General features: G+C 42.3%; 18 protein-coding genes. 4 read left to right on the top strand and 14 right to left on the bottom strand.

All coding sequences use genetic code 11. The annotated features are described in order from the left end of the window. Positions 1–220 precede the first annotated feature (220 nt). Both MJO53_RS00360 and purL read right to left on the bottom strand, forming a co-directional pair. Complete coding sequence (locus MJO53_RS00360; protein ID WP_252079993.1) at positions 221–1,990, bottom strand: AMP-dependent synthetase/ligase; 1,770 nt, start codon at positions 1,988–1,990, stop codon at positions 221–223. A gap of 127 nt (positions 1,991–2,117) precedes the next feature. Then, a complete protein-coding gene (gene purL / locus MJO53_RS00355) occupies positions 2,118–5,783 on the bottom strand; it encodes a phosphoribosylformylglycinamidine synthase (RefSeq protein ID WP_252079992.1) in 3,666 nt (1,221 codons plus the stop codon). A 234-nt stretch (positions 5,784–6,017) separates the two neighbouring features. Between purL and MJO53_RS00350 the strand changes: the two genes are divergently transcribed. After that, positions 6,018–7,607 (top strand): amidohydrolase, encoded by a 1,590-nt coding sequence (locus tag MJO53_RS00350; RefSeq protein WP_252079991.1) that lies wholly within the window; start codon positions 6,018–6,020, stop codon positions 7,605–7,607. A gap of 46 nt (positions 7,608–7,653) precedes the next feature. On the opposite strand, the gene MJO53_RS00345 is transcribed toward MJO53_RS00350, so the two are convergent. Beyond that, on the bottom strand, positions 7,654–8,868 hold the full coding sequence (locus MJO53_RS00345; RefSeq protein WP_224836618.1) for an RsmB/NOP family class I SAM-dependent RNA methyltransferase: 1,215 nt from the start codon (positions 8,866–8,868) through the stop codon (positions 7,654–7,656). A 59-nt stretch (positions 8,869–8,927) separates the two neighbouring features. Here MJO53_RS00345 and MJO53_RS00340 point away from each other — a divergent pair, with 59 nt between their 5' ends. After that, positions 8,928–9,959, top strand: a complete 1,032-nt coding sequence (locus MJO53_RS00340; RefSeq protein WP_252079990.1) for a WD40/YVTN/BNR-like repeat-containing protein — start codon at positions 8,928–8,930, stop codon at positions 9,957–9,959. 61 nt (positions 9,960–10,020) lie between these two features. Here the strand turns inward: MJO53_RS00340 and MJO53_RS00335 are convergent, their stop codons facing one another. From MJO53_RS00335 to MJO53_RS00300, 8 genes are all read right to left on the bottom strand, one after another. Continuing rightward, on the bottom strand, positions 10,021–10,371 hold the full coding sequence (locus MJO53_RS00335; RefSeq protein ID WP_224836620.1) for a DUF6515 family protein: 351 nt from the start codon (positions 10,369–10,371) through the stop codon (positions 10,021–10,023). A gap of 114 nt (positions 10,372–10,485) precedes the next feature. Continuing rightward, a complete protein-coding gene (locus tag MJO53_RS00330) occupies positions 10,486–10,929 on the bottom strand; it encodes a hypothetical protein (protein WP_252079989.1) in 444 nt (147 codons plus the stop codon). Beyond that, a complete protein-coding gene (locus MJO53_RS00325) occupies positions 10,922–11,455 on the bottom strand; it encodes a hypothetical protein (RefSeq protein WP_224836622.1) in 534 nt (177 codons plus the stop codon). Before MJO53_RS00325 ends, MJO53_RS00330 begins: the two co-directional genes overlap by 8 nt. 33 nt (positions 11,456–11,488) lie before the next feature. Then, positions 11,489–12,031 carry an RNA polymerase sigma factor gene (locus MJO53_RS00320; RefSeq protein WP_252079988.1) on the bottom strand — a complete coding sequence of 181 codons (543 nt, stop codon included), beginning with the start codon at positions 12,029–12,031 and terminating at the stop codon, positions 11,489–11,491. Positions 12,032–12,375: 344 nt separating this feature from the next. Then, a complete protein-coding gene (locus MJO53_RS00315) occupies positions 12,376–14,199 on the bottom strand; it encodes an ABC transporter ATP-binding protein (protein ID WP_224836624.1) in 1,824 nt (607 codons plus the stop codon). A 4-nt stretch (positions 14,200–14,203) separates the two neighbouring features. Beyond that, positions 14,204–15,910: a phospho-sugar mutase gene (locus MJO53_RS00310; RefSeq protein WP_252079987.1), complete on the bottom strand. Its 1,707-nt coding sequence runs from the start codon at positions 15,908–15,910 to the stop codon at positions 14,204–14,206. Between the two features lie 58 nt (positions 15,911–15,968). Then, the gene (locus tag MJO53_RS00305; RefSeq protein WP_224836626.1) at positions 15,969–16,916 is read right to left on the bottom strand and encodes a glycosyltransferase family 2 protein; all 948 of its coding nucleotides are present in this window, start codon (positions 16,914–16,916) and stop codon (positions 15,969–15,971) included. A 42-nt stretch (positions 16,917–16,958) separates the two neighbouring features. Beyond that, on the bottom strand, positions 16,959–17,480 hold the full coding sequence (locus MJO53_RS00300) for a DUF4199 domain-containing protein (protein ID WP_224836627.1): 522 nt from the start codon (positions 17,478–17,480) through the stop codon (positions 16,959–16,961). A gap of 159 nt (positions 17,481–17,639) precedes the next feature. On the opposite strand from MJO53_RS00300, the gene MJO53_RS00295 reads away from it, so the two are divergent. Beyond that, entirely contained in the window at positions 17,640–17,909 is a 270-nt protein-coding gene (locus MJO53_RS00295) for a type B 50S ribosomal protein L31 (protein WP_224836628.1), read from the top strand. Positions 17,910–17,992: 83 nt separating this feature from the next. Continuing rightward, positions 17,993–19,168 carry a GlmU family protein gene (locus MJO53_RS00290; protein ID WP_252079986.1) on the top strand — a complete coding sequence of 392 codons (1,176 nt, stop codon included), beginning with the start codon at positions 17,993–17,995 and terminating at the stop codon, positions 19,166–19,168. Positions 19,169–19,171: 3 nt separating this feature from the next. Here MJO53_RS00290 and MJO53_RS00285 read toward each other — a convergent pair whose 3' ends face one another. The 3 genes from MJO53_RS00285 to MJO53_RS00275 form a co-directional block, all read right to left on the bottom strand. Then, entirely contained in the window at positions 19,172–20,251 is a 1,080-nt protein-coding gene (locus tag MJO53_RS00285) for a family 16 glycoside hydrolase (RefSeq protein ID WP_252079985.1), read from the bottom strand. 354 nt (positions 20,252–20,605) lie between these two features. After that, complete coding sequence (locus MJO53_RS00280; RefSeq protein ID WP_252079984.1) at positions 20,606–21,481, bottom strand: amidohydrolase family protein; 876 nt, start codon at positions 21,479–21,481, stop codon at positions 20,606–20,608. A 193-nt stretch (positions 21,482–21,674) separates the two neighbouring features. Next, entirely contained in the window at positions 21,675–23,720 is a 2,046-nt protein-coding gene (locus MJO53_RS00275) for an amidohydrolase family protein (RefSeq protein WP_252079983.1), read from the bottom strand. Between the last annotated feature and the right edge of the window lie 116 nt (positions 23,721–23,836).

Raw genomic sequence — 23,836 nt, 5'->3', positions numbered from 1 at the left:
TATTGGGACGTTCATAATGACAGTCATTTTTTGAACATTGTTAATCGTATATATTAACTGTAAATGAGATTTCTCACATTCGTTCGAAATGACGGTAAATCATTTGCAAAGGGATTTCTCGACTGCTCCTTCGACTCCGTTCAGGATACCAGCTCGAAATGACAGTTAATCATTCATTATAGCCCAATTACTATTTGCTCATTGTAAATTGAACACTGATTTAATGCCCATAAATATCATTATAAAGTGCTAGATATTTTTCTTTAACAATTTTGCGCTTCAATTTTAGGGTAGGGGTCAAGTGTCCTTCATCGATGCTCCAAACATCAGAAGTAAGCCTAAACTGTTTTACTTTTTCCCATTTGGCAAACTCCTCATTGGCCAAATCCACTTCTTCCTGCATTCTTGCTATGACCTTTTCGTTTTTCACCAATTCTTCATTTGAGTTTAGCACTATATCGTGCCTTTTGGCCCATTCGTGCATAAACTCAAAATTAGGTTGAATTATGGCCGCCGGCATTTTTTCGCCTTCTCCAACAACCATTATCTGTTCAATAAAGCGGGATTGCTTAAATCGATTTTCCAGGATTTGTGGAGCCACATATTTGCCGCCCGACGTTTTGAACATTTCTTTCTTACGATCGGTAATGCGCAAAAAGCCATCGGCATCCACTTCACCGATATCGCCAGTATGGAAATAATCGTCGGTCATAACCTGTGCGGTTTTTTCAGGATCTTTGTAGTAGCCCAACATTACATTGGGACCTTTGCAAAGGATTTCACCATCTTCGGCTATTTTCACTTCCACACCACTTATAATTTTTCCTACGGTGCCAATCTTCCAACCTTTGTTACGTTGATCGTTCACGGCAATCACAGGAGAAGTTTCCGTAAGTCCGTAACCTTCCATTACGGGCATTTGAGCTGCTCCAAAAACGCGTGCCAATCTAGGTTGTAAAGCGGCACTGCCCGATACCATTACGGATAAATTTCCACCAAGACCTTCTTTCCACTTACTAAAAATCAATTTACGGGCGAGCCCAAGTCTTTTCTCGTACCACCAACCGTTGGCACCATAGGGCTCAAACTTGAGTCCAATTTCCACAGCCCAAAAAAACAGTTTCTTTTTTATGCCTGTTAGATTGGCTCCTTTTGCTATTATCGCATCGTAAACCTTCTCAAGCAGACGTGGCACCACTGTCATTACATCGGGTTTTACCTCTTTTATGTTGTCACTGATCATATCCAGTCCTTCTGCAAAATGAATTTCTATACCACAATATTGGTACAGATAAAGAATCATCCTTTCAAAAATGTGACAAACCGGTAAAAAACTGAGAGCAACACCGCCAGTCTCAAAAGGCACTCTGGCCTCACTGGAAATAACGTTGGACACAATATTATCGTGAGAAAGCATTACGCCCTTTGGTCTTCCTGTTGTTCCCGAAGTATATATAAGGGACGCCAGGTCTTTGGGTTTTACCGTGGCTTTTAATTCTTCTACGTTTTCTTGATTGGAAGGATCGGCGCCCTTTTCCAGGACTTCCTTCCAGTTTTTGCAATTTTTAAGCTCGTCAAACGAATAGACTTCTTCGATCTTTTTGATTTTTGAACTTATGGCAAGCACTTTTTCCAACACATCTTCACAAGAAACAAAGCAATACTTGGCTTCTGAATGGTTAAGGATGTATTCGTAGTCGTCTTCGGAAATGGTGGGGTAGATCGGAACGGTTTGCGCCCCGATTTGAAGTACGCCAATATCCATTATGTTCCACTCTGTTCGGTTGGTCGTGGATATAATGGCAATTTTATCATTCGGCTTTACGCCCATCCGTAACAAAGCCCTGCTCACCGCATTGGCCTTGTCGATGTATTCCTTGGTGGACGTAGCTATCCATTTACCGTCACTTTTGGTGACCAATGATTTTTCTAAGGGGTATTTTTCAAGTTGATAGTATGGGAAATCAAATAATCGGGTAACAGTTTGCATAGTAAGTTTTATGTAAAGCGATTGCAAATTAGCAAATCAGACCTTAACAATGAAACAGATTTAACAATTACCTAATGTGTTTTTTGAAAAATCCCCAATTATCAACCTATATCAGCAATTAAAAATATTACTTCCTCAAGTTGTCCAACCATTCTTTTGCGTTCACAAAAGCCTGAAGCCAGGGGGACACCTTGTCGTTTCTATCTTTTGGATAGTGGGCCCAGTTCCATGGGAACGTTGAACGTTCAATATGGGGCATGGTCACCAAGTGCCTACCTGTTTTGTCACAAAGCATTGCCGTATTGTAATCACTTCCGTTTGGATTGGCAGGATAAGTCTCATATCCGTATTTGGCCACAATATTGTATTGATCTTCGGTATGTGGAAGGCTAAATTTACCTTCTCCATGGCTGATCCATACACCAAGAGTTGTGCCGGCCATATTGGACAGCATAACCGAGTTGTTTTTTTCGATTTTCACCGAAGTAAAATTGCTCTCGTGCTTATGGGAGTCATTGTAGGTCATTCTACCGTGCGTTTCGTGTTCTGGGTTAATAAGATCTAGCTCCATGAACAACTGACAACCATTACAAATACCAACAGAGAGGGTATCTGGCCTGGCAAAGAAATCTTTTAAGGCTTTATTGGCTTTTTCGTTGTATTTGAAAGCACCTGCCCAACCTTTGGCACTTCCCAACACATCGGAGTTGGAGAATCCGCCAACGGCACCAATAAATTGAATGTCCTTCAGTGTTTCCCTGCCCGAGATCAAGTCTGTCATGTGCACATCCTTTACATCGAACCCGGCCAAGTACATCGCATTTGCCATTTCACGTTCGGAATTGCTTCCTTTCTCCCGAAGAATAGCTGCTTTTGGTCTATTTGTGGTCGGAACTTCTGGTAAAGCACCGCTAAATTCCGTAGGAAAACTATATTGTAAAGGTTGCTCTTTATAATTGTCATATCGGTCTTTGGCCAAACCGTTCGCAGTTTGCTTATTGTCCAACAAATAGGATGTCTTGAACCAAGTGTCACGTAAGGAAGCAATGTTCAATCCTATTTCTATTCCATTGTTTTTGATTTCCAAGGTACTTTCTGGAACAGGGGTACCAATTTTAGTGAAATTTACACCGGAATCGGATAAAACTTTCTCCACTGTTTCATCTTTGGCTTGGAATACCACCCCGATATTTTCTGAGAACAACAGTTTGATGGTGTCTTCCTCCCCAATACCGGAAAGATCTAATTTGGCCCCTAGGTTATTGTCGGCAAAGCAAAGTTCCAACAAGGTAGTTATCAACCCTCCTGAAGCCACATCGTGACCGGCTAAAATCCGGCCCTTTTTGATGAGCTTTTGCAAAGTGTTGAAAGTGGTCTTAAAATATTCAGCATCCATAACAGATGGAGCTTGGTCACCAATGCCGTTTAAAATCTGCGCAAAGGAAGAACCACCTAATTTATGGCTGTCCTTGGATAAATTGATGTAGTAAATATCGCCACCGTTTTTCTGCAAAACAGGCTCCACAACTTGGTCAATGTTGTTGCAATTGGCAGCAGCAGAGATGATTACCGTTCCAGGGGAAAGTACTTCACCATCCTTATATTTTTGTTTCATGGAAAGTGAATCCTTTCCGGTGGGCACATTTATTCCTAGATCGATCGCGAATTCCGACAAAGATTCCACTGCACTGTATAAACGGGCATCTTCACCTTCATTTCTACAGGGCCACATCCAGTTTGCGGAGAGCGATACGGATTTCAATCCATTCTTTAACGGTGCCCAGACAATATTGGTCAACGATTCCGCTACACTGTTTCTGCTTCCTGCAACGGGGTCTATCAATGCCGATATGGGGGAGTGGCCTATACTGGTTGCTATCCCTTCCTTTCCTTTAAAGTCTAGGGCCATAACCCCACAGTTGTTCAGTGGCAATTGCAATGGTCCGGCGCATTGTTGCTTTGCAACACGACCTCCCACACAACGATCAACCTTGTTTGTTAACCAGTCCTTGCTGGCTACCGCCTCCAATTGGAGTACTTGTTCCAAATAATCGTGGAAATGCTCCAGCGAATAGGATAGTGCAGAATATTTTTGTTGTGCCGATTTATCGGCCATTATGGTTTTTGGAGAGCTCCCGAACATATCGGACAACTCCAAATTCATTGGTGTCTCTCCTGTTTGTCCGGATGTAAATTTAAAGGTGTGGTCGCCCGTTACCTCACCAACGTTGTACATAGGGGAGCGTTCACGTGCAGAAACCCGGTTCAATAGGTCCAAATCTTTTTCCCCGATCACCAAGCCCATACGCTCTTGGGATTCGTTTCCGATCAATTCTTTTTTGGAAAGTGTAGGGTCGCCAACGGGCAATTTGTCGGTATCAATTGTTCCTCCTGTTTCTTCCACCAATTCTGATAAACAGTTGAGGTGTCCACCAGCTCCGTGGTCGTGAATGGAAACGATGGGGTTATCGTGACTTTCGAACAATCCGCGAACGGCATTCGAAGCTCTTTTTTGCATTTCAGGGTTGGAACGTTGTACGGCGTTTAATTCAATAGCCGAACTGAACTCGCCCGTGTCCGAACTGGATACGGCAGCTCCACCCATCCCGATTCTGTAATTATCACCACCTAGAACAACTATTCTGTCTCCCTTCTTGGGTGTGTCTTTTAAGGCTTGGTCTGTTTTTCCGTAACCAATACCCCCTGCCATCATTATCACTTTGTCGAAGCCCAATTTACGGGCCTCTTCTTGGTGTTCGAATGTTAAAACAGAACCGGCGATCAAAGGTTGACCGAATTTATTTCCAAAGTCGGATGCACCGTTGGATGCCTTGATCAGGATATCCATTGGAGTTTGGTACAGCCAGTCCCTTTCTTGCATACCTTTTTCCCAAGGACGATTTTCTTCCAAACGGGAGTAGGAGGTCATATAAACAGCGGTTCCAGCCAAGGGCAACGATCCTTTTCCACCAGCTAAACGATCACGAATCTCACCGCCGGACCCTGTAGCGGCACCATTAAAAGGCTCCACGGTGGTCGGGAAATTGTGGGTCTCCGCTTTAAGCGATAATACGGAATCGAATTCTTTTTCTTCGTAAAAATCGGGTTTGTCGGCACTTTTTGGTGCAAACTGAATTGCTTTTGGCCCTTTTATGAAAGCAACATTGTCTTTGTATGCGGAAACAATATCGTTTGGATGTGCTTCCGAAGTCTTTTTGATCAGTTTAAATAGGGAAGAAGGCTTTTCTTCTCCGTCAATCACAAAGGTGCCGTTAAAAATTTTGTGGCGGCAATGCTCGGAATTCACTTGGCTGAACCCAAAGACTTCGGAATCCGTCAACTTGCGACCCAATTTCTTGGCCAGACCTTCCAAATAGGCCACCTCTTCATCACTTAGGGCCAATCCTTCTTTTTCGTTGTACGTTGCAATATCATCGATTTCCATAATGGGTTCTGGAACAATATCGATAGTGAAAATATCTTGTCCCAAAGCGGTGTATTTTTGGGAAAGCATAGGGTCAAAATCGGTAGAATCCTCGGCAATGGCATGGAATTCCTCTATTCTGATGATTCCTGGGATGCCCATGTTTTGGGTGATTTCGGTCGCATTGGTACTCCAAGGTGTAACCATGGCGGCACGTGGCCCAACAAAAAAGGCGTCGAGAGACGCCGCTTCAATCTTAGGTTGGTCGCCAAACAACCAAGTTAATTTGTCAATATCTTCCTGAGCGATTTCCTGAGCGGTTTGGACGGCAAAAACCTTGGTCGCCTTGTCCCCAAAAAAATGGATCATACAGTCTATGCGTTGAACGGTTTAAGAAAGTGCAAAAATACGATTTTGTGCCAGAATTCATCCTACGGTATAAGTGTTTTGTTAACGATGTATTGTTGATAGTATATATGTTTGAAAATAAACTGTCAGGATTTTGTCAAATTGCTAAAAGTGTCTTTTTAAAAACTTAAGCATAAATGAATTGAAGATGTTTTTCCTATCTTAGAAGAATATAGCTAACTCAAAACCAACCTTATGAAAACGACCAACCTCTTGTGCGGGATACTTCTTTTCGCGGGCATAATTACTGCAACAGCACAAAAAAAATATTCCAAAAGCCAGATTAAAAAGTTAAAAGAAGAAGTAGAAACTCTTGTGGAGGCCAATAGAAAGCAGACACAGGTTATGGTGGATAAAATTTTCAGTTTTGCAGAATTGGGCTTTCAAGAAGAGGAGAGTTCCAAATATCTTACCGGTATTTTAGAGGAAAATGGATTTACCATAGAGCATTCCATTTCCAATATTCCAACGGCTTGGTTTGCCACATGGAGCAATGGCGATGGTCCGGTTATTGCCTTGGGGAGCGATGTTGATTGTATTCCCAAAGCCTCACAATACCCTGGTGTCGCGTACCACAAACCTATAGTGGAAGGCGCTCCTGGGCATGGAGAAGGACATAATGCGGGCATTCCTTTGAACATTACCTCGGCATTGGCCGTTAAGGAAGTAATGGAGAAAGAGGGCATTGGCGGTACCTTGATTCTTTGGCCGGGTATTGCAGAAGAATTGGTCGCAGCAAAAGCATGGTACGTCCGCGATGGTCTTTTTGATGATATTGATATGTGCATTTTTACCCATGTAAGCAGTAATCTGAGTGTTTCTTGGGGACCAACGAGGGGAACAGGGCTCATTTCCGTGGAATATATGTTTGAAGGCGAAGCAGCTCATTCGGCCGGGGCGCCTTGGCGAGGAAGAAGTGCTCTCGACGCTGCAGAACTTATGAACGTAGGGTGGAATTACAAAAGAGAGCACCTGCATCCATTAAAACGTTCACATTCCATTTTTACCGATTCCGGGGACCAACCCAATGTAGTGCCTTCCAAAGCCGCTATTTGGTTTTATTTTAGGGATGTTACCTACGAAGGGATTATGGAAATGTATGCCGAAGCCAACGATATTGCGAAAGGTGCGGCTTTGATGACGGGTACTAAAATGACCTCACGTGTATTGGGAACTGCCTGGCCAAGACACTTTAATAAGATCATTGCGGAGACGATGTACGAAAATATAAAGCAAGTTGGTCTCCCAACATGGTCAGAGGCCGACCAAAAACTAGCAAAAGCGGTGCAAGCTGAAATACAATCCAAGACCACGACCGGATTACCTACCGAATTGTCAAAAATAGGACTTCCGGTATTGGAACCGGTAAGTGGAGGTTCTGACGATATCGGGGATATTTCATGGAAAATACCCACGGTAACCATGCGTTTTCCTTCAAATATTCCTGGTTTGCCGGGGCATCACTGGGCAAATGCCATAACTATGGCGACACCGATTGCCCATAAGGGTGTAACGGCCGGAGCCAAGGCCGAGGCCCTGACGGTCATGGATTTTTTATTGAAGCCGGAACTTTTGGAGCAGGCTTGGGATTATTTTAACAACGAACAGACCAAGGAAACCAAATATCAGCCTATGATTGCTGCGGATGATATGCCACCCACGTATTTGAACAAGGATAAGCAGGATATGTTCCGATCTGCATTGAAGGAATTTTACTATGATGAGACCAAATACGATACCTATTTGGAGCAATTGGGTGTTGATTACCCCACGGTCAAGCAATAAGTTGTTGCTTCAAGATAAATCGGGATCCTGAGAATCATTTGGATTTTCAGGATTTCTTTTTTAACAAGGCCATATAAAAACCATCGAACCCTGTTTCCGAGGCAAAAACATTTCGTTCCCGAACAAATTCAAAATCTTTCCCGTTCTCCGAATCTAAAAAGTTCTTGACCTGATCTGAGTTTTCTTGGGGCAGAATGGAACAGGTGGCATAGACCATTTGACCTCCCTTTTTTACCATTTTGCTATAGTTCTGCAGAATATCTTGCTGAACCCCCATAATGCGGTCCACGAATTCGGGTTCCAATTTCCATTTTGAATCAGGATTACGTTTGATTACTCCCAATCCAGAGCAAGGTGCATCAAGCAACACTCGGTCGGCACTGTTGTGCAATTTTTTTATGACTTTAGTGGAGTCTATAGCCCTGGTTTCCACATTGTGTACACCGTTGCGACGGGCTCTCTTCTTCAGCTTTTTCAATTTACTTTCATAAATGTCCAAGGCGATCAATTGCCCTTTGTTCTGCATTTGCGAAGCCAAGTGAAGCGTTTTTCCTCCGGCACCCGCACAAGCATCGATTACACGCTGACCGGGCTCTACCTCCAAAAATGGGGCAACCAATTGGGAAGAGGCGTCCTGTACCTCGAACAATCCATCTTTAAATGCTTCGGTAACAAAAACATTTTTGCGTTCCACAAGTTTCAATGCATCTGGATAGCCATCTATAAACTCGGTAGCTATATCTTCTTTAGTCAAAAAAGCCTTCAGTTGAGGTTTTGGTATTTTAAGGGTATTTGTTCTTAGAATCACCTCTGCTTGTTGGTTCTGAGCGGCTATCTCTTTGGTCCAAAGTTCGGAACCCAACGATTTTTCACCTAGTTCGTCCATCCAATCAGGAATTGATTCCCTGAATTTGCGAATTTTGGACAATTCATCGAACCTGCCCTTAATGCGACGTTCCGGAGTACCTTCCAGTTGTTTCCAATCAGGAATCCGGATACCTCTCAGCACGCACCAAACCCCGAACAAACGAAATAAATGTGGTTTGCTGTACGGTTCGTGTACCTCGGCAATTTCCGAGTATAGGCGTTTCCATCGAACTATATCATACGTGGTCTCGGCAATAAATCCGCGATCGCGGGCACCCCAACGTTTGTCGTAACGCAATACTTTTTCGATTACCTTATCGGCATATTCCCCTTCGTTAAAAATCATGTGTAGGGCATCAATTACGGCAAATACCAAGTTTCTGTGTAAACGCATCTTGTAGAATAAGGTTGCAAAGGTATGATTTCTCCTTACTTTTGAAGAAAATAAATACAATGAGATACATATGCTCCCTGATAATGGCTCTAGTTTTATTTTCTTGTGCAGAAGAACATAAAAAGCTACCCTTTACCTCCGTTGAAATAACTCCAGTTTTTAATGATTCCGTCAGCATTCGTGCTATTACATTTTTGGATGGCAGAACACTGGCCTTTGCGGGAAGCAATGGTGTTTATGGTACGGTGGACGTAAATTCGTTGCAAGTTCGCAGTAATGTGCAGACCTACGATTCGCTGACCCCTAGTTTTAGGGCGGTAGGCAGTACCTCCGAGGATTTTTTTATGCTTTCTATTGAAAGTCCCGCTTTGTTGTACAAAACCGGGGATAAAGGAAAAATGGAAGTGGTTTACAAAGAGGAGGGCGAAGGCGTTTTTTATGATAGCCTTACTTTTTGGAACAACATGGAAGGGATTGCGGTTGGGGATACTGTGGACGGTTGCCTTTCTGTAATCATTACAAGGGACGGGGGGAACAGTTGGACCAAAGTACCTTGCTCGGATCTGCCCGAAGGAGTAGAAGGCGAGGGGGCATTTGCGGCGAGCAATAGTAACATTGCCGTAAAAGGAGATAAAGCTTGGGTCGGTACCACCGAAGGACGGGTCTACTTTTCCGATGACAAGGGCATGACCTGGGAAGTACAGGAAACCCCAATAATAGCGGACGAACCGACCCAGGGTATCTATGCCATGGATTTTTTTAATGAAAATATTGGGTTTGCCATAGGTGGGGACTACACCCAACCCAAATCCAATAAGGCCAATAAGGTCAAAACCATTGATGGTGGCAAGACATGGCAATTGGTTGCTGATGGTCACGAGCCCGGCTATAAGAGTTGTGTGCAGTTTGTGCCCAATTCCAATGGGGAAGCCTTGGTTGCAGCCGGATTTACGGGAATTTCCTATTCCTCCGATGGGGGTGAGAGCTGGAAGGAATTGAGTGAAGAGCCTTTTTTTACTCTTCGGTTTTTAAATGATTCCACAGCTTTTGCAGCTGGGAACAAGAGAATTGCCAAGTTGTTGTTCCGGTAAAAAAAAAGCGGCGAATCAATCGCCGCTCATCAACCAAAAAACAAACAAAAACCAAATAGGGTTAAACGTTTACCACAACGTAATTGCGCCCTCTTTTTTTATACCAAACTCCCCGGTATTGGTAAAATCGACGTCCATTTCTATATACTACTTTACTGCCCCGGGGCAATGTCCTTACTTTGACTCCGGCGGGTACGGCCGTAACGATATACTTTTTTCCTTGAGCTCTGTACCAAACTCCATCAGCGTAGTAATAATTGGTCTTTTTGTGCACAATTGTCCTTGGGTTGGATATGTGCGTGACCACTGTGCCATGTTTTGGGTAGACCTTTACGACTGTTGTTTGCGCTTTACAGGAGGTGAGTGCGCCTGCTATTACTGCTATCATTAAAAATGTCTTCAAACTTTTCATATTATCGGATTTTAATGGTTTTCTGTACATAAGACACGAGATTTACAAAAAGGTTTAATCAAAAAAGAGGAGCCTTATAGGGACCCCTCTTTACTTTCTTGTTTTTAAATTAAGTTATCCGCCACCTCCCTTACGTTTACGGAATTGGTGTATCATTTGCTTTTTAAAGTCCTCTTCTGCCTTAAGCAAAAGAAGAACCTTTTGGGCAGGAATTATTTTTCGCATTTTTAACAAAAAACTTTCTTCGGCCTTTAGTTTTTCTTGTTGCAGCGCCATGATATTGTCCAACAATGTTTCGGACTCACTGTTTGTGAGATTTTGTGCATTGGAAATATTGGAGAACAGTTCAAACCGTTCTTTTTTACGAATGCGTTCCAATGTCTCTTCGTGCTCATTGTACACCGGCCAAAATTGTTGTGCCTCTTCACTTGTTAGATCAATACGTTCGGTAATAAAGGCAACTTTCAAGGTCTTTACACGTTCCCAAATTGGTCCTTGGGCATGCATGGCCATGGTAACCAAAAGTAAGGTGCTAAATATGAGTGTTCTTTTATTCATAGTCAAGGTCATCTAAATATAAATGTTCAATTTCGTCTACGTTTTCGTCCAAATAATCCAAAATGGCGTCATCTTCCAGAACTTCGTTAAAAATATTGTTCAGTTCAATATCCTTTAAAGGGATAATTTCCGCAATTTCGTAGGTGGTCATCTCAAGATCGGTATTCTCCAGATAAGCTTCAATATCCGAGCTTGCCAGATCATCAAAAGAGATCGGTTCTGCCGAGGAACCCTGGTTGAGACTAAAAATCAGTACAAAAATGGCAGCAACCGCGGCTACGGTATAGTAGAGTTTTTTGTTTGCTATTAATGGGATTACCTTGGTTTCTTTTGTATTGAGTTCTGATGCTACCGAGGAACTTATTTCATCAAAATAGCCTTCTGGAACGCTAAAGCCATCATGTTTGGGAATCAAGGATTCGGTGTGGCCCGCTTCTTCCTTTTTGATTTTATCCATCAAACGACTATTAAAGTCCTCAAAATACCCTTTGGGTGTATTGAAACTATTTTTTTTGTCTTTTTTCATTGCTCTTGTTTGACTTTCAAAATGGTCAAAGGTTTAATTGTCTCTAAGATACGTTTCAATTTTTTTAACGGCCAAGTGATAGCTTGCTTTTAAAGCGCCTTCCGAAGTTTCCAGCACCTCGGAAATCTCACTGTATTTCATTTCCTGATAATACTTCATGGTAAACACCAATTTTTGCTTGTCTGGAAGGGTAGCCAATGCTTTTTGCAGCTTTAACTGGATTTCACTGCCCTCAAAATAAACATCTGCCTGAAGATTATCTACCATTCGGTCCTTTAACTCTTGATCGCTTATCCCTATTTTTTTGGACTTTTGTTTTAAAAAGGTCAGCGATTCGTTGGTAGCTATTCTGTACATCCAAGAGTATAATTTACTTTCACCTTTAAAGTTATCAATGTTTTTATAGACTTTTATAAAAGTGTTCTGGAGTACGTCATCTGCGTCGTCGTGATTAAGCACAATTCTCCGAATATGCCAATACAGACGTTCTTTGTAGGTATTTACCAATACTTCAAAGGCCTGCGCTCGACTTTCTTCCTGCTTAAGCTCTTGTACTAGGGTTTCCTCAGCGATCAATGTTCTTGTTGTTTGATGCTAGGACTAAGGTAAGGGGAAAAGGTTTAATTGTTCAATAAATAATTTTAAGAACCAATTAGTAACTTGGAATTTGGCTGAAGGTGCAGAGTCGGTTAAAAGAGGAAATGTGTGGAAGCCAGTGTCGTTTTGAACGAAGGTGATAAATCTTTTGTTTAGCAGTTAGCAGTTGGCTGCCTGCGGTCCAGAATCCAGCCCTTGTTTCAATGTAGCCGTAGTTAACGAGCGAATGTGAACAATCCTTTTGCCTCAGAATTTGGTATATAGCCACTAAGGTCTAGTTAATTTAAAAATTTAGATGATCCACCCCCGTGTTCGCCTTCCTACTAGGAAAACGATTGCATCTCTACCAGTTTCTTGTAGTTTTTGGCAGATTTCATCAATTCCTCGTGTGTTCCTTGTTCTACAATTTCACCTTTGCTCATCACTACGATCATATCCGCATTTTGTATTGTAGAGAGTCGATGTGCAATTACTACCGAGGTGCGGTTCTGCATCATTTTTTCCAATGCATCCTGCACCAAACGTTCACTTTCGGTATCCAATGCCGAAGTGGCCTCGTCCAAGATCATTATGGGTGGATTTTTAAGGACGGCTCTTGCAATGGATAGCCGTTGTTTTTGTCCACCGCTCAATTTGTTGCCGCTATCACCGATATTGGTCTCGTAACCTTGGGGCAGCTCCATTATGAAATCGTGTGCGTTCGCAACTTTGGCCGCTTCCATAATTTCATCCATGTTGGCATTTTCTTTACCAAGTGCTATATTGTTCTTTACCGAATCATTAAACAATATGGAATCTTGTGTAACCAAGCCCATAAGTCCACGGAGCGATTTTTTTGTTATGTTCTTTATATTGGTGCCATCTATCAAAATCTCACCTTGGTTTACGTCATAAAAGCGGGTCACCAAATTGGCCACTGTGCTTTTTCCACTTCCAGATTGACCCACCAAGGCCACGGTTTTGCCCTTGTCCACCTTTAGGTTAAATGCTGAAAGCACATAATCATCTTCATATTTAAAGGCAACATTCCTTAGTTCAATTCCCGTATTAAAATCGGATTTATTTTCGGCACCCTCTATATTTTTGATGGGGTTTTCCGATTCCAATATTTCCAGAACACGTTCTGCTGCGGAATTTCCTTTTTTAACACCGTAAGATGCTTTACTGATGGCTTTGGCCGGTGTTAAAATATTAAATGCCAGTCCCATATAGGATATAAACGATGCGGCGTCCAGAGAGCCTTCCAAAAGAACCATTCGCCCTCCGTACCATAGCAATACACCAAAAACAACGATCCCAAGAAATTCGCTAGTGGGTGATGATAGGTTTTGCCGATTTAACAGTGAATTGGAGAATTTGAAAAAACGCGAGGTAGAATTCTGAAATATTTTAAAGAATCTGGATTCGGCATTGAACGCTTTAATTACCCGAAGCCCTCCCAAAGTCTCCTCGACAATGGAAAGAAATTCACCTTGCTCTTTTTGTACCTTGTCCGATTTCTTCTTCAAGGATTTACCTATCCGGGATATGATCATTCCGGCTATGGGAATAAATATGAAAACAAAAATGGTAAGCTTGGCACTTATCAAGAACATTACAATGATGGTAAAAAGTATGGTAAGCGGCTCCCTTACAATCAATTCCAAAATAGATAGAAAGGAGTGTTGGATTTCCAATACATCTGATGTGATCCTTGCGATAACATCCCCTTTCTTCTTTTCTGAAAAATAGGAGATGGGCAGATCTACTATCTTTTGGTACATTTTGTTTCGTATGTCCTTAAGTACCCCATTTCTCAAAAATGTGATAAAATACATGGCCAGATAATTGAAGATGTTCTTAAAAAAGAACAAAAAGAGGATCAAGCCAATGGCCAAGAACAGTCCTTTCATGGGGTCGTCCCCCGAGTGAAGGGTTACCTGATAGTTCATATAACCTTCAAAATACTCCTTTAATTTACCGATACCTTGAAAGGTCGGTGGCTCGCTTACACGTTTGGTCTTGTCGAAAAGGACATTGAGCATTGGTATCAGCGCGGCGTAGGACAACGCACTGAACAATGCATAAAGGATATTGAAAAATATATTTAGAAAACCGTATTTGCGATATGGCTTCGCAAATCGGAGAATCTTTTTAAAGTAGTTCATTCACTTATAAATTCAGCTCGGATAAGATACCTTCCAATTTGGTTTCCAACTGCGAATTTACGGATTTATAATCGGCTGCATTCTCCAATTTTGAATTTGTACTGATGTAGAACTTTACTTTTGGTTCCGTGCCACTAGGCCTTGCTGCAATCCGGGTGCCATCCTCGGTTTCATAGATCAATACGTTGGACTTTGGCAAATGTAGGGTGAACTCGTCCCCGGTCTGTACATTTTTAACGATCGACGTATTATAATCCTCAATGTACAGTAATTTTGAGCCTTGCACCGTATCCACGGGGTTTTCCTTGAAATCTTTCAGCATTTGTTTAATTTCCTCTTCTCCACTCATTCCTTTTTTGGTAATGGATATTAATTTTTCCTTGTAGAAGCCAAACTGAACGTAGGCATCGATCAATTCTTTAAAGAAAGAGCTACCATTGGCTTTGGCATCGGCGGCAATTTCACACGCCAAAAGGGTAGAGGTGACGGCATCTTTATCGCGTACAAAATCACCAACCATAAACCCAAAGCTTTCCTCACCTCCACCAATAAATGTAGAGTTAGGAAAATCCTTGATCATTTTACCGATCCATTTAAACCCTGTGAGCGCAGTTTTGTATTCAACCCCATAAGCTTTGGCCATTTGCTGCATCATTGGGGTGGAAACTATTGTGGAAGCAATAAATTCGTTGCCTTTAAACCCTTTTTTCTTGTATTGGTCCAACAGGAATTTGGTCATCAGCACCATAGTTTGATTCCCGTTCAATAATTCCATTTTCCCATCCAAGTTTCTTACAGCAATACCTAAACGGTCGCTATCCGGGTCGGTTCCGACCACCATATCCGCACCGATTTCCTCAGCTTTGGCAATGGCGATGGACAAAGCTTCCGGTTCTTCCGGGTTGGGCGACTCAACGGTAGGGAAATCTCCGTCAGGTTTTGCTTGTTCTTCTATAATGGTGACATTGTTGTATCCGGCACGCTTCAATACTTCCGGAATGGCCGTGATCGATGTTCCGTGCAAGGAAGTAAAGACGATGTTAAAGTCATCTTTTCCTTTTGCTCCAAAATTTCCGTTTTTAACGGATGCTTCAAAAAAGGCTTCGTCCACATCTTCATCTATCATGCTTATCAAACTGTCGTCTTTTACAAATTTGATATCCTCAAAAGAAAGTGCATTGATCTCGGCTATGATTTCCCCATCCTGTGGTGGTACGATCTGCCCACCATCTGCCCAATAAACTTTGTAACCATTGTATTCCGGTGGGTTGTGGGAGGCCGTTAGTACAATTCCGGCGTGACACCCCAAATATTTGACCGCAAAGGATAATTCTGGAGTTGTTCGCAGATCTGAAAATAGGTGAACTCGAATACCGTTGGCCGAAAATACCTCTGCCACGGTCTTTGCCAAGGATTTGGAATTATGCCTGCAATCGTATGCGATCACTACTTGAATATCGTTATCGGTATAGCACTTTTTTAAATAATTGCTGAGTCCCTGGGTGTTTTTGCCCAAGGTGTATTTGTTTATTCGATTGGTTCCAACGCCCATTACACCGCGCATTCCACCGGTTCCGAACTCTAAATCCTTATAAAAGCGCTCTTTGAGCTCTTCTGGATTTTTTTCCATAAGGTGTTTGATCTCTTTTTTTGTGTCGTTGTCAAAAAAATCGGTCAACCAAGTCTGTGCTGTCTTTGTAATGGAATCCATAGTGTTTAGAATTGTTTGCTTCTTTAAAAATACAAAGTTTATAAGGTTTGAAAATGGCTTAAAGGTTAATTTTATCGGAGATATTGTAACGGGTGTCATTTTTTCGTGACCTCACCATGATCTCTCCGATAAAACCGGCCAAAAAAAGTTGTGTTCCAATGATCATTGCTGTTAAAGCAATGTAAAACTGCGGTCTTTGGGTAATTAAACGTCCGGTCGGGTTCAAGAATAGTTTATCGATCCCCAAATACAGGGAAAAACCAAACCCGACAAAGAACATGAGCACCCCCAAGGCTCCAAAAAGATGCATGGGCCTTCGACCAAACTTTGATACGAACCAAATGGTAATCAAATCCAAAAAACCATTAATAAAGCGTTCTGCCCCAAATTTAGTGGAACCATATTTTCGGGCTTGATGCTGTACCACTTTTTCGGTAATGTCCGAGAAGCCTGCATTTTTGGCCAATACAGGAATGTAGCGGTGCATTTCCCCAGAGACTTCGATGGTCTTTACCACATTTTGGTTAAAGGCCTTGAGGCCACAGTTAAAATCGTGCAGTTTTACACCGGAGGTTTTCCGGGCTGCCCAATTAAAGAGTTTGGAGGGTATGTTTTTGGTGATAACCGAATCGTACCGTTTCTTTTTCCAGCCCGATACCACATGGCGCCCTTCTTGGGTGATCATTCGGTACATATCCGGAATTTCTTCTGGGTTGTCCTGTAGGTCGGCGTCCATAGTTATCACTACATCGCCTGCGGTGGCTTTGAACCCGGCGTGCAGTGCCTGCGATTTGCCAAAATTTTTAAGGAAACGTATCCCTTTTACATTTTTGTTTTGCTCGGACAGTTCGGAAATAGTTTTCCAAGAACCATCGGTACTGCCATCATCAATAAAGATGATTTCATAAGAAAAATGATTGGATTGCATCACTTGCACAATCCAATCATGAAGTTCTATTAGCGATTCTTGCTCGTTAAGTAAAGGAATTACAATGGAAATCTGCATTGTTCGATTCTGGAATTCCCTCCAAAAGTAGCATTTTTTGTTTTAGTATTCCGCTTTGGACTTTTTCAAGATCAATCCGGTAATGAGACCGATAATCAATCCGATCACACAGTTAATGATCAACCCAACGGGATATTGTATCCAAGCAAAGCTTTTTTGCATTTCCACACCTTGCTCCCATTGTTCCTCGGTCATGTTCGGGTTTTGGGCCATGGCCTTGGGCTTTGCAATTTCCATGGCCTTGTCCATAAAGTCGGGTTCAATAAAATTTGTTAGAACATATTGATATGCAAGGGACAATATGGTGCCTACCAGGGCCACTCCAACAGCAACCTTTAAAGCTTCTGAAATGGCCAAGTATCCGCCGTTGGCCTTTTTAAAGGAGTTTACGGCAATAAATATAGCAGCTGCCATGAGTACAATGGAGATTACCATTACCGCGGTGCTCATCTCGTAATGCATTTTTTGGGTGTAGAGCATTATGCCGAACACCACAAAAATAGCACCTAACAAAAGCCCATAGTTAAGTGCAAATTTTCCCGTTTTAACTTGTTGTTCTTCCATTTTTTTAAAATTTGTTTTGATTATAGTTGGTTAGTGCAATATTGCCTAAATTTGTTACATATAAATTTACTTTTATTTTTTTAGTGATTTAAAGTTGGCAATATCAAAGAAATCATTAAATTTGCACCCTGAAAATTCTGAGATTAAGCATTTAAGACGATGAGAAAAGATATACACCCAGAAAACTATAGATTGGTTGCTTTTAAAGACATGTCCAACGAGGATGTTTTTATTACAAAGTCCACTGCTGAAGCGAAAGAAACCATCACTGTGGATGGTGTTGAATATCCTTTGGTAAAATTGGAAATTTCAAGAACTTCGCACCCGTACTACACTGGTAAGACTAAATTGGTAGATACCGCTGGTAGAATCGATAAGTTCAAGAACAAGTACAAAAAATTCAAGAAAGAAGAGAAGAAGGCCGAGTAGGTCGAACTTTTCAACGAAATATATGGACGCTCTCGATGGTTTTCGAGGGCGTTTTTTATTTTTACATTATTCAAAGCTGAGCAATGAACTATATCCTTTCTGACGGTAACCACCGCGAAGACCTGTTCCCCTTTACCTTAACGCGTCCCGTAGCTGGAATCCGTATAGGTATTTTGACCATAGCCGAAAAATGGGAAAAATGGTTAAAGGCCCCAGTTAGTTTTCGAACCGAAGATTACCTGTCCGAAAAGTTTCCTTTAAGGACTAATGATCAAAATATAGTGATCAATGGGAGTTATCTTCCGAACAGTGCCTTGGTGCAGGCTGTTCAAAAACTTAAAATGGGGGAGGTGCTTATGGATAACGATGGGTATATTGCCTATGTAACCGATAGGCCCGAAATGCAATTTGAGGCTTCCAGTTATATCGCTGTACCGTTTACTGGTAGTGTTTTGGCCATTCGGAAAACATGGGATATCTTTTCCAATAATGCGGTTGTCCTCCAATCTGATTTCGATTTGGTTACCAAAGGCAGAAAAAGTGAGCCCATACCCGATACCAACCAAGTTAAAAACCCTGAAAATATATTTATAGAGGAAGGCGCTGTAGTGGATTTCTGTATTTTGAATGCTTCCACCGGCCCCATATATATTGGCAAAAACGCTTTAATGATGGAAGGTTGTACCGTTCGTGGAGGATTGGCACTCTGCGATAACGCCATCTTAAAAATGGGAGCAAAAATTTATGGTGCCGTAACCGCGGGGCCAGGAAGTAAATTAGGTGGGGAAGTGAACAATGCCGTGTTGTTCGCCAACTCCAACAAAGGACACGATGGCTTTTTGGGCAATTCGGTATTGGGGGAGTGGTGCAATATTGGGGCGGATACCAACACCTCCAATCTAAAGAACAACTACGCACCTGTACGCCTGTGGAACTACAAAATAGAAGGCTTTGAAAAAACAGGGCTTCAGTTTTGTGGCTTAATGATGGGCGACCATTCCAAATGTGGTATCAATGTAATGTTCAATACCGGAACTGTGGTAGGCGTAAGCGCCAATATTTTCGGGAGTGGTTTTCCTAGAAACTTTATCCCAAGTTTTAGTTGGGGAGGTGCATCGGGCTACACCACTTTTAGGACCAATAAGGCATTTGAGGTGGCCGAGGCCATGATGAAACGTCGCAATATGGAGTTCAACGGGACCGAGGCCAAAATTTTGGAACATGTCTTTGAGTTGACCCAAAAATGGCGGAATTTTTAATCCTTATTCCAACTTTCCCGTTAGTCCCCAACCATTGGCTCTATCGATAACCACACAGTGCAGGGTGTTAAACCCCTTTTTAAGTTTAAGCGGAATTTTGTTGGCAGTTAGGCCTAAATGCCCTTGAAACTGATTGTTTTTTGACCTGAAGGCATTATTGCCATAAAAAATGGCTTCCCCATTTAAATACACAATGATTTTATCGCTAAAATCAAACGAGAATAAGCGGGTCTGGGCGTTATCCACCGCTATGGTTGCCGATGCTACTGTATAAGCTTCTTGGTTGCGTTCAAAGTTGCCCGATGTAGGCTTTGCCAAATATTTGGAAATGGGCAATATGCCAGATTGCTCAGTGTAAACAGTGGTGGTCTTCGCATTTTCAAAATCTTCGAAGCGTATTTCGCCATCTATGTAAGGTTGGGCCTCAGTTACGTCCCATTCGCCTATAATACCTTTCTCGGGAGTTAGTATAGGATATGGCTCTTTAACCACAGCCTCACCGGTTTTGGTAATTTTTAAGTTGGCGAACCTATTTCCGAATAGGGCAAAAAGACCAATTTCCCCTGTTAAATTGCCGGATCTTAATCGATCTATCCGCATCACCTCTTCACCATTGATAAACAAGGTGGCGCCTAAATCTTCGACCTCTATCCGGAACAGATTCCAACCTTTGGTCTTAAAGGCGACATTCGCTTGAAATTCAGGATACAACTGCCAGTTGCTCTCGTTGTTGTAGGTAGGGGTGTATTGTACCGCATCCACTTGCCTCGACTTGTGCATTCGCATGTACACCTCTTCAAAATTTCCTTCTGATTTACGGAAGACTACGCCCGCAAAGCTACGTTTTTGGTTGGCGTACACTTCCATTTCCATAACGCCGTTGGAAAATTCGAATCCTTTGGCAAAAGCAGTGCCGTTGACTATAATGGTCTCTTTACCATCAAAATTTTCAAAATTTACCGAGCTTCCTTGGGCCGGAGTCCAATAATCGGGATGTAAAGGGATATTTTGTGTAGTTTGGGCATTTATCGGACGCATAAAGAGTAACGCGCCAATTATCAATGGGATACGTGAAAGTTTCATTGTATATCTGTTTTTTTGATTGATGATCAACACCTATGTTGTCGGAGGTAACCGGTGTTCCTAACGCTTTAAAATTAAAAAAAAGCAGGGTTGGTATAGGGCTCTTTAAACAACAGCACCGTTATTTTTAACAGGCTGATAGATTGACCACAAGTTACATGGATGTCCTAAATAGTCTAAAATTGAATTTAGCTTGGTGAATAGGATGGTGTTAGGGGATATATACCTGTTGGCGAGGGTTCAAATTAAAATGTTAAGGTCATGATTATTGTTTCTTTCTGCCGGCGGACCTAGCCATGCTGTTCAAGATAGCTTTAATAAGATAGGATGGTTTAAAATGTAGGTGTCAAATACCTACTCCTCCAATTGTAAAAAACGTACTGCGTTTTCGTAGAAAATTTTTCTTTTATCGTTTTCGGTCAAGAAATCGTAACTGTTCAATTGGTCGATACTTTTTTTAATGGCATGTGGCCACACCATTTGGTCCGAGCCGTACATAACCCTATCGATAAGGCCATATTTTTTGGCTTTACGTAAAAATTGTTCTGCATAGTCCTTTGGTTGTTCATCCACCCATAATATCACTCCCAAATCCGAATATAGTTGAGAATATTGTAGCATTAGACGAAGAGCGTTTTCATAAAACACCTCTCCGGCATGCATCAAATAGATACGTAGATTTGGGTGTTTGGCCAGAACATCTTCCAAGGTAAGAGGGTCTCCCAATTTTAATCTAAAGTTGGGACAGCATCGGGTCGTAATATCGGAAGGACCGCCACCCGTATGCACTGCAACGGGAATATCGTAGCGCTCACAAATGTCCAAATAGGGTTCAAACTCGGGGTCGGATAGGGTGTAACCATCATAAACAGCGCCTATTTCCCCAAAGACTTTGAGTTTGCCAGAGGTTATCAATGCTTTGAAGGCCACAGTGTCTTTTGGCGGAGAGTTGGTGTAGTAGCCAGGAATCAAAATGCCTTCATCATCCAAGGTGTTGGCTCCCCCAATAGTGCTTACAACAGCTTTTGTAATGTTGTTTTCTTTTAAGGCCTTAATTAGCTCAGTTTTGAAGGTTTCATAATCTTTGGGCGAGAAAACACCATCACGGGCCGGGGCCACGAAATATGTCTGTGGGGTATAATCGTGTAGGTGCATATCAATAATAGGCGGTCCATAGTTTTGAGCGAAAGCAAAGAGTGGCAGCAGTAGTGCCATTACCATTTTTCTCATTTTGTGCATAATTTAGGTATAGCTATGAGGCAATGTGTTTCAATGCCCATGTATGCGGGGGAAGTATTTACAAGTAACAAAAAAATAATGGAATTTGTATCTATTCCGGTGGTTAGTTTAAAATTTTGGGACCTGCTGCAGAAAAAAGCCAGTGAGATTGTCCCACTGGCCTTGAAACTTATAAATAATTAGTTTATTCCGAAATCTGGGGCTTTTCGGTAAACGGGGTTATGCCAAAGGCGGGATATACCTCGGAGGGGTAGTAAATTGTTCCTCCGCGAGATACCATGGCGATACTTTTTACGGCCTTGATATTTTCCACAGGGTTTCCGGGCACTAGGAAGAAATCGGCCAATTTACCAACTTCTATGCTTCCCAAACTTTCATGCCCTAGGTATTGTGCCATATCATAGCTGGCAAGTTTAAGTACTTCGGCGGGAGTATAGCCCAATTGCTCAGTATAGAGCTCTAGTTCGCGATGTAAGTTAAATGCACCGCCCAAATCGGTTCCAGGAACAATGAGTATTCCTTTATCTTTCATTAATTTTAGTGTTTCCACAATTTTATCGTAGGCATCCCGGTAGGCCTTATCCTCTTGATCGTCGGCAATTTGAGCCAGGGCTACTTTTAGGCTTCGCTGTTCATTGGGCGGCATGTGGTCCACATAATCCAAGGCGCCAGGCGTAACTTCGCCGTTCCGTGAGAGCATTAGGCGTTCATGTATGGACAATGTGGGGTCCATTGCTGTTTGGTTGGCCACGAACAGGTCCAAGGTTTCCTGTACTTTATCGCTGTTCAAATCCAATTGGGGAAAGCGTTTCATGGCGGTGAGTCGCAATAGGGTCCGGGTGTCTTCTTCGGGTTCCAGTACCCATCCAAGCATGGTTTGGTTAATGTGCGTCATCTCGTCGTAGCCTGCTCTTAGCATATCGTTGGCATTGGAAAATGCAGGAACATGTCCTGTAACGAACAAGCCTTGATCGTGTGCTTTTTCTACAATGGCAGGCGCCCATTCGCCGTTCATACTATTGTACAGTTTTATACCATAAAAGCCAAGGCTGTCGTAACTGTCCACTGCGGCCAAGGCTTCCTCTTTTGTTTCCACCAAAATACCGTTATTGCTACTGTATGGACTTTTTCCTTCGATGAATCCGAGTCGGGTTATCCGTGGACCTGCCAATTCACCAGAATTGATTTTATCGATAAGGTTGCTAAGTACTTCGGTGTTGTTGCCCATATCTCTGAAAGAGGTAACTCCGGCCAAAACATTCAATAAGGCACCATTGTCCCCCGTGTGGGCGTGCATTTCATATAATCCAGGAACTAGGGTTCCACCGTTTCCTTGGATAAGAACTTCGTTGTCGCCAGTCGCATCTGCAGCTTCTATGGTCGTGATTTTTTCATCTTCCACCACAACGGATACAGGGTCGGTCAAAGACAATGTTTTAGGATCAAAAACCTTAACATTGGCAATGCGTACCTTTTTAGTGTAGTTGTGGGCAAATTCTTTTTGTAGCTTTTCGTAGCGTTCTGCAGAATAGTTTTCGGCAAGTTCCCTTAAACTTTTTTCTTCGGCTTCGTATCCATCCCTGATTACAATATATCGTGGTGAGATAGCGGCGAAGAATTTGTTGTTTTCATCCACAATAAAGTAAGATGGATTCATTTCGGCACCGGATAGGGCATAGGTGGTCAAGGCCAATTCACCGTCACCTGATGCATTCGGTACATTTACCTCTTCCATTTTGGTCAAAGTAAGATTACCGGCAGGAAGCACGGGTAAGGTGTTATTGGGTGCATCCATCAATAATCGAGCTGCCAAGACTGCGGTGTACGGGCTGCCAAATTGGTTTACATAAAGCGTTGGGGTATCTAAAACGGTATTGCCCGAACCGGTGGCGTCGGTCCATGAAGCACCATCGCCCTCCATGGAGAATTTTTCGTTCACTGCATTTCCAAATGTGGTGTTACCTGTTACTTCCCAGCTAACCGGGAAGCCTTTGGAGTCGAGGACAAGGGTCTCTTTTATTGTTGGTCCACGGCCATTGTTCTTATAGTCGTAATCTATATTAATGGTATCTCCAATGGTATTCACTTTTAGGTACCCAACTTTGGTATCGCTTATGATCACGGAATAATTTTCTTCTCCTTGATGATCTGCCAAGGATGAGTTGGTTTCGGTTTTACAAGAATAGGAGGTCAATACGATCAATCCTATTAGAAGTAATCTGATTTTCATTGAGTTGATTTTAGTTTATGGTTCAAGTTAACTAATTTTATGTTTTTTTCTATTTTTTGGTAGGCAGTAAACAGTTGACAGCGGGCATTTTACAGTTGGGTTATCAACAATGCGAT

It is taken from the genome of Flagellimonas marinaquae, assembly GCF_023716465.1.
Classification (GTDB): Bacteria; Bacteroidota; Bacteroidia; order Flavobacteriales; family Flavobacteriaceae; genus Flagellimonas; species Flagellimonas alginolytica.
The sequence above is the reverse complement of the archived record's forward strand: the minus strand, read 5'-3'. Positions and strand labels throughout refer to the sequence as shown.

Bases quoted from the DNA above. Each gene is read 5' to 3' on its own strand.
- MJO53_RS00360 (WP_252079993.1), bottom strand. From the start codon at position 1,990: ATGCAAACTGTTACCCGATTATTTGATTTCCCATACTATCAACTTGAA.
- purL (WP_252079992.1), bottom strand. From the start codon at position 5,783: ATGATCCATTTTTTTGGGGACAAGGCGACCAAGGTTTTTGCCGTCCAA.
- MJO53_RS00350 (WP_252079991.1), top strand. From the start codon at position 6,018: ATGAAAACGACCAACCTCTTGTGCGGGATACTTCTTTTCGCGGGCATA.
- MJO53_RS00345 (WP_224836618.1), bottom strand. From the start codon at position 8,868: ATGCGTTTACACAGAAACTTGGTATTTGCCGTAATTGATGCCCTACAC.
- MJO53_RS00340 (WP_252079990.1), top strand. From the start codon at position 8,928: ATGAGATACATATGCTCCCTGATAATGGCTCTAGTTTTATTTTCTTGT.
- MJO53_RS00335 (WP_224836620.1), bottom strand. From the start codon at position 10,371: ATGAAAAGTTTGAAGACATTTTTAATGATAGCAGTAATAGCAGGCGCA.
- MJO53_RS00330 (WP_252079989.1), bottom strand. From the start codon at position 10,929: ATGAATAAAAGAACACTCATATTTAGCACCTTACTTTTGGTTACCATG.
- MJO53_RS00325 (WP_224836622.1), bottom strand. From the start codon at position 11,455: ATGAAAAAAGACAAAAAAAATAGTTTCAATACACCCAAAGGGTATTTT.
- MJO53_RS00315 (WP_224836624.1), bottom strand. From the start codon at position 14,199: ATGAACTACTTTAAAAAGATTCTCCGATTTGCGAAGCCATATCGCAAA.
- MJO53_RS00310 (WP_252079987.1), bottom strand. From the start codon at position 15,910: ATGGATTCCATTACAAAGACAGCACAGACTTGGTTGACCGATTTTTTT.
- MJO53_RS00305 (WP_224836626.1), bottom strand. From the start codon at position 16,916: ATGCAGATTTCCATTGTAATTCCTTTACTTAACGAGCAAGAATCGCTA.
- MJO53_RS00300 (WP_224836627.1), bottom strand. From the start codon at position 17,480: ATGGAAGAACAACAAGTTAAAACGGGAAAATTTGCACTTAACTATGGG.
- MJO53_RS00295 (WP_224836628.1), top strand. From the start codon at position 17,640: ATGAGAAAAGATATACACCCAGAAAACTATAGATTGGTTGCTTTTAAA.
- MJO53_RS00290 (WP_252079986.1), top strand. From the start codon at position 17,993: ATGAACTATATCCTTTCTGACGGTAACCACCGCGAAGACCTGTTCCCC.
- MJO53_RS00285 (WP_252079985.1), bottom strand. From the start codon at position 20,251: ATGAAACTTTCACGTATCCCATTGATAATTGGCGCGTTACTCTTTATG.
- MJO53_RS00280 (WP_252079984.1), bottom strand. From the start codon at position 21,481: ATGAGAAAAATGGTAATGGCACTACTGCTGCCACTCTTTGCTTTCGCT.
- MJO53_RS00275 (WP_252079983.1), bottom strand. From the start codon at position 23,720: ATGAAAATCAGATTACTTCTAATAGGATTGATCGTATTGACCTCCTAT.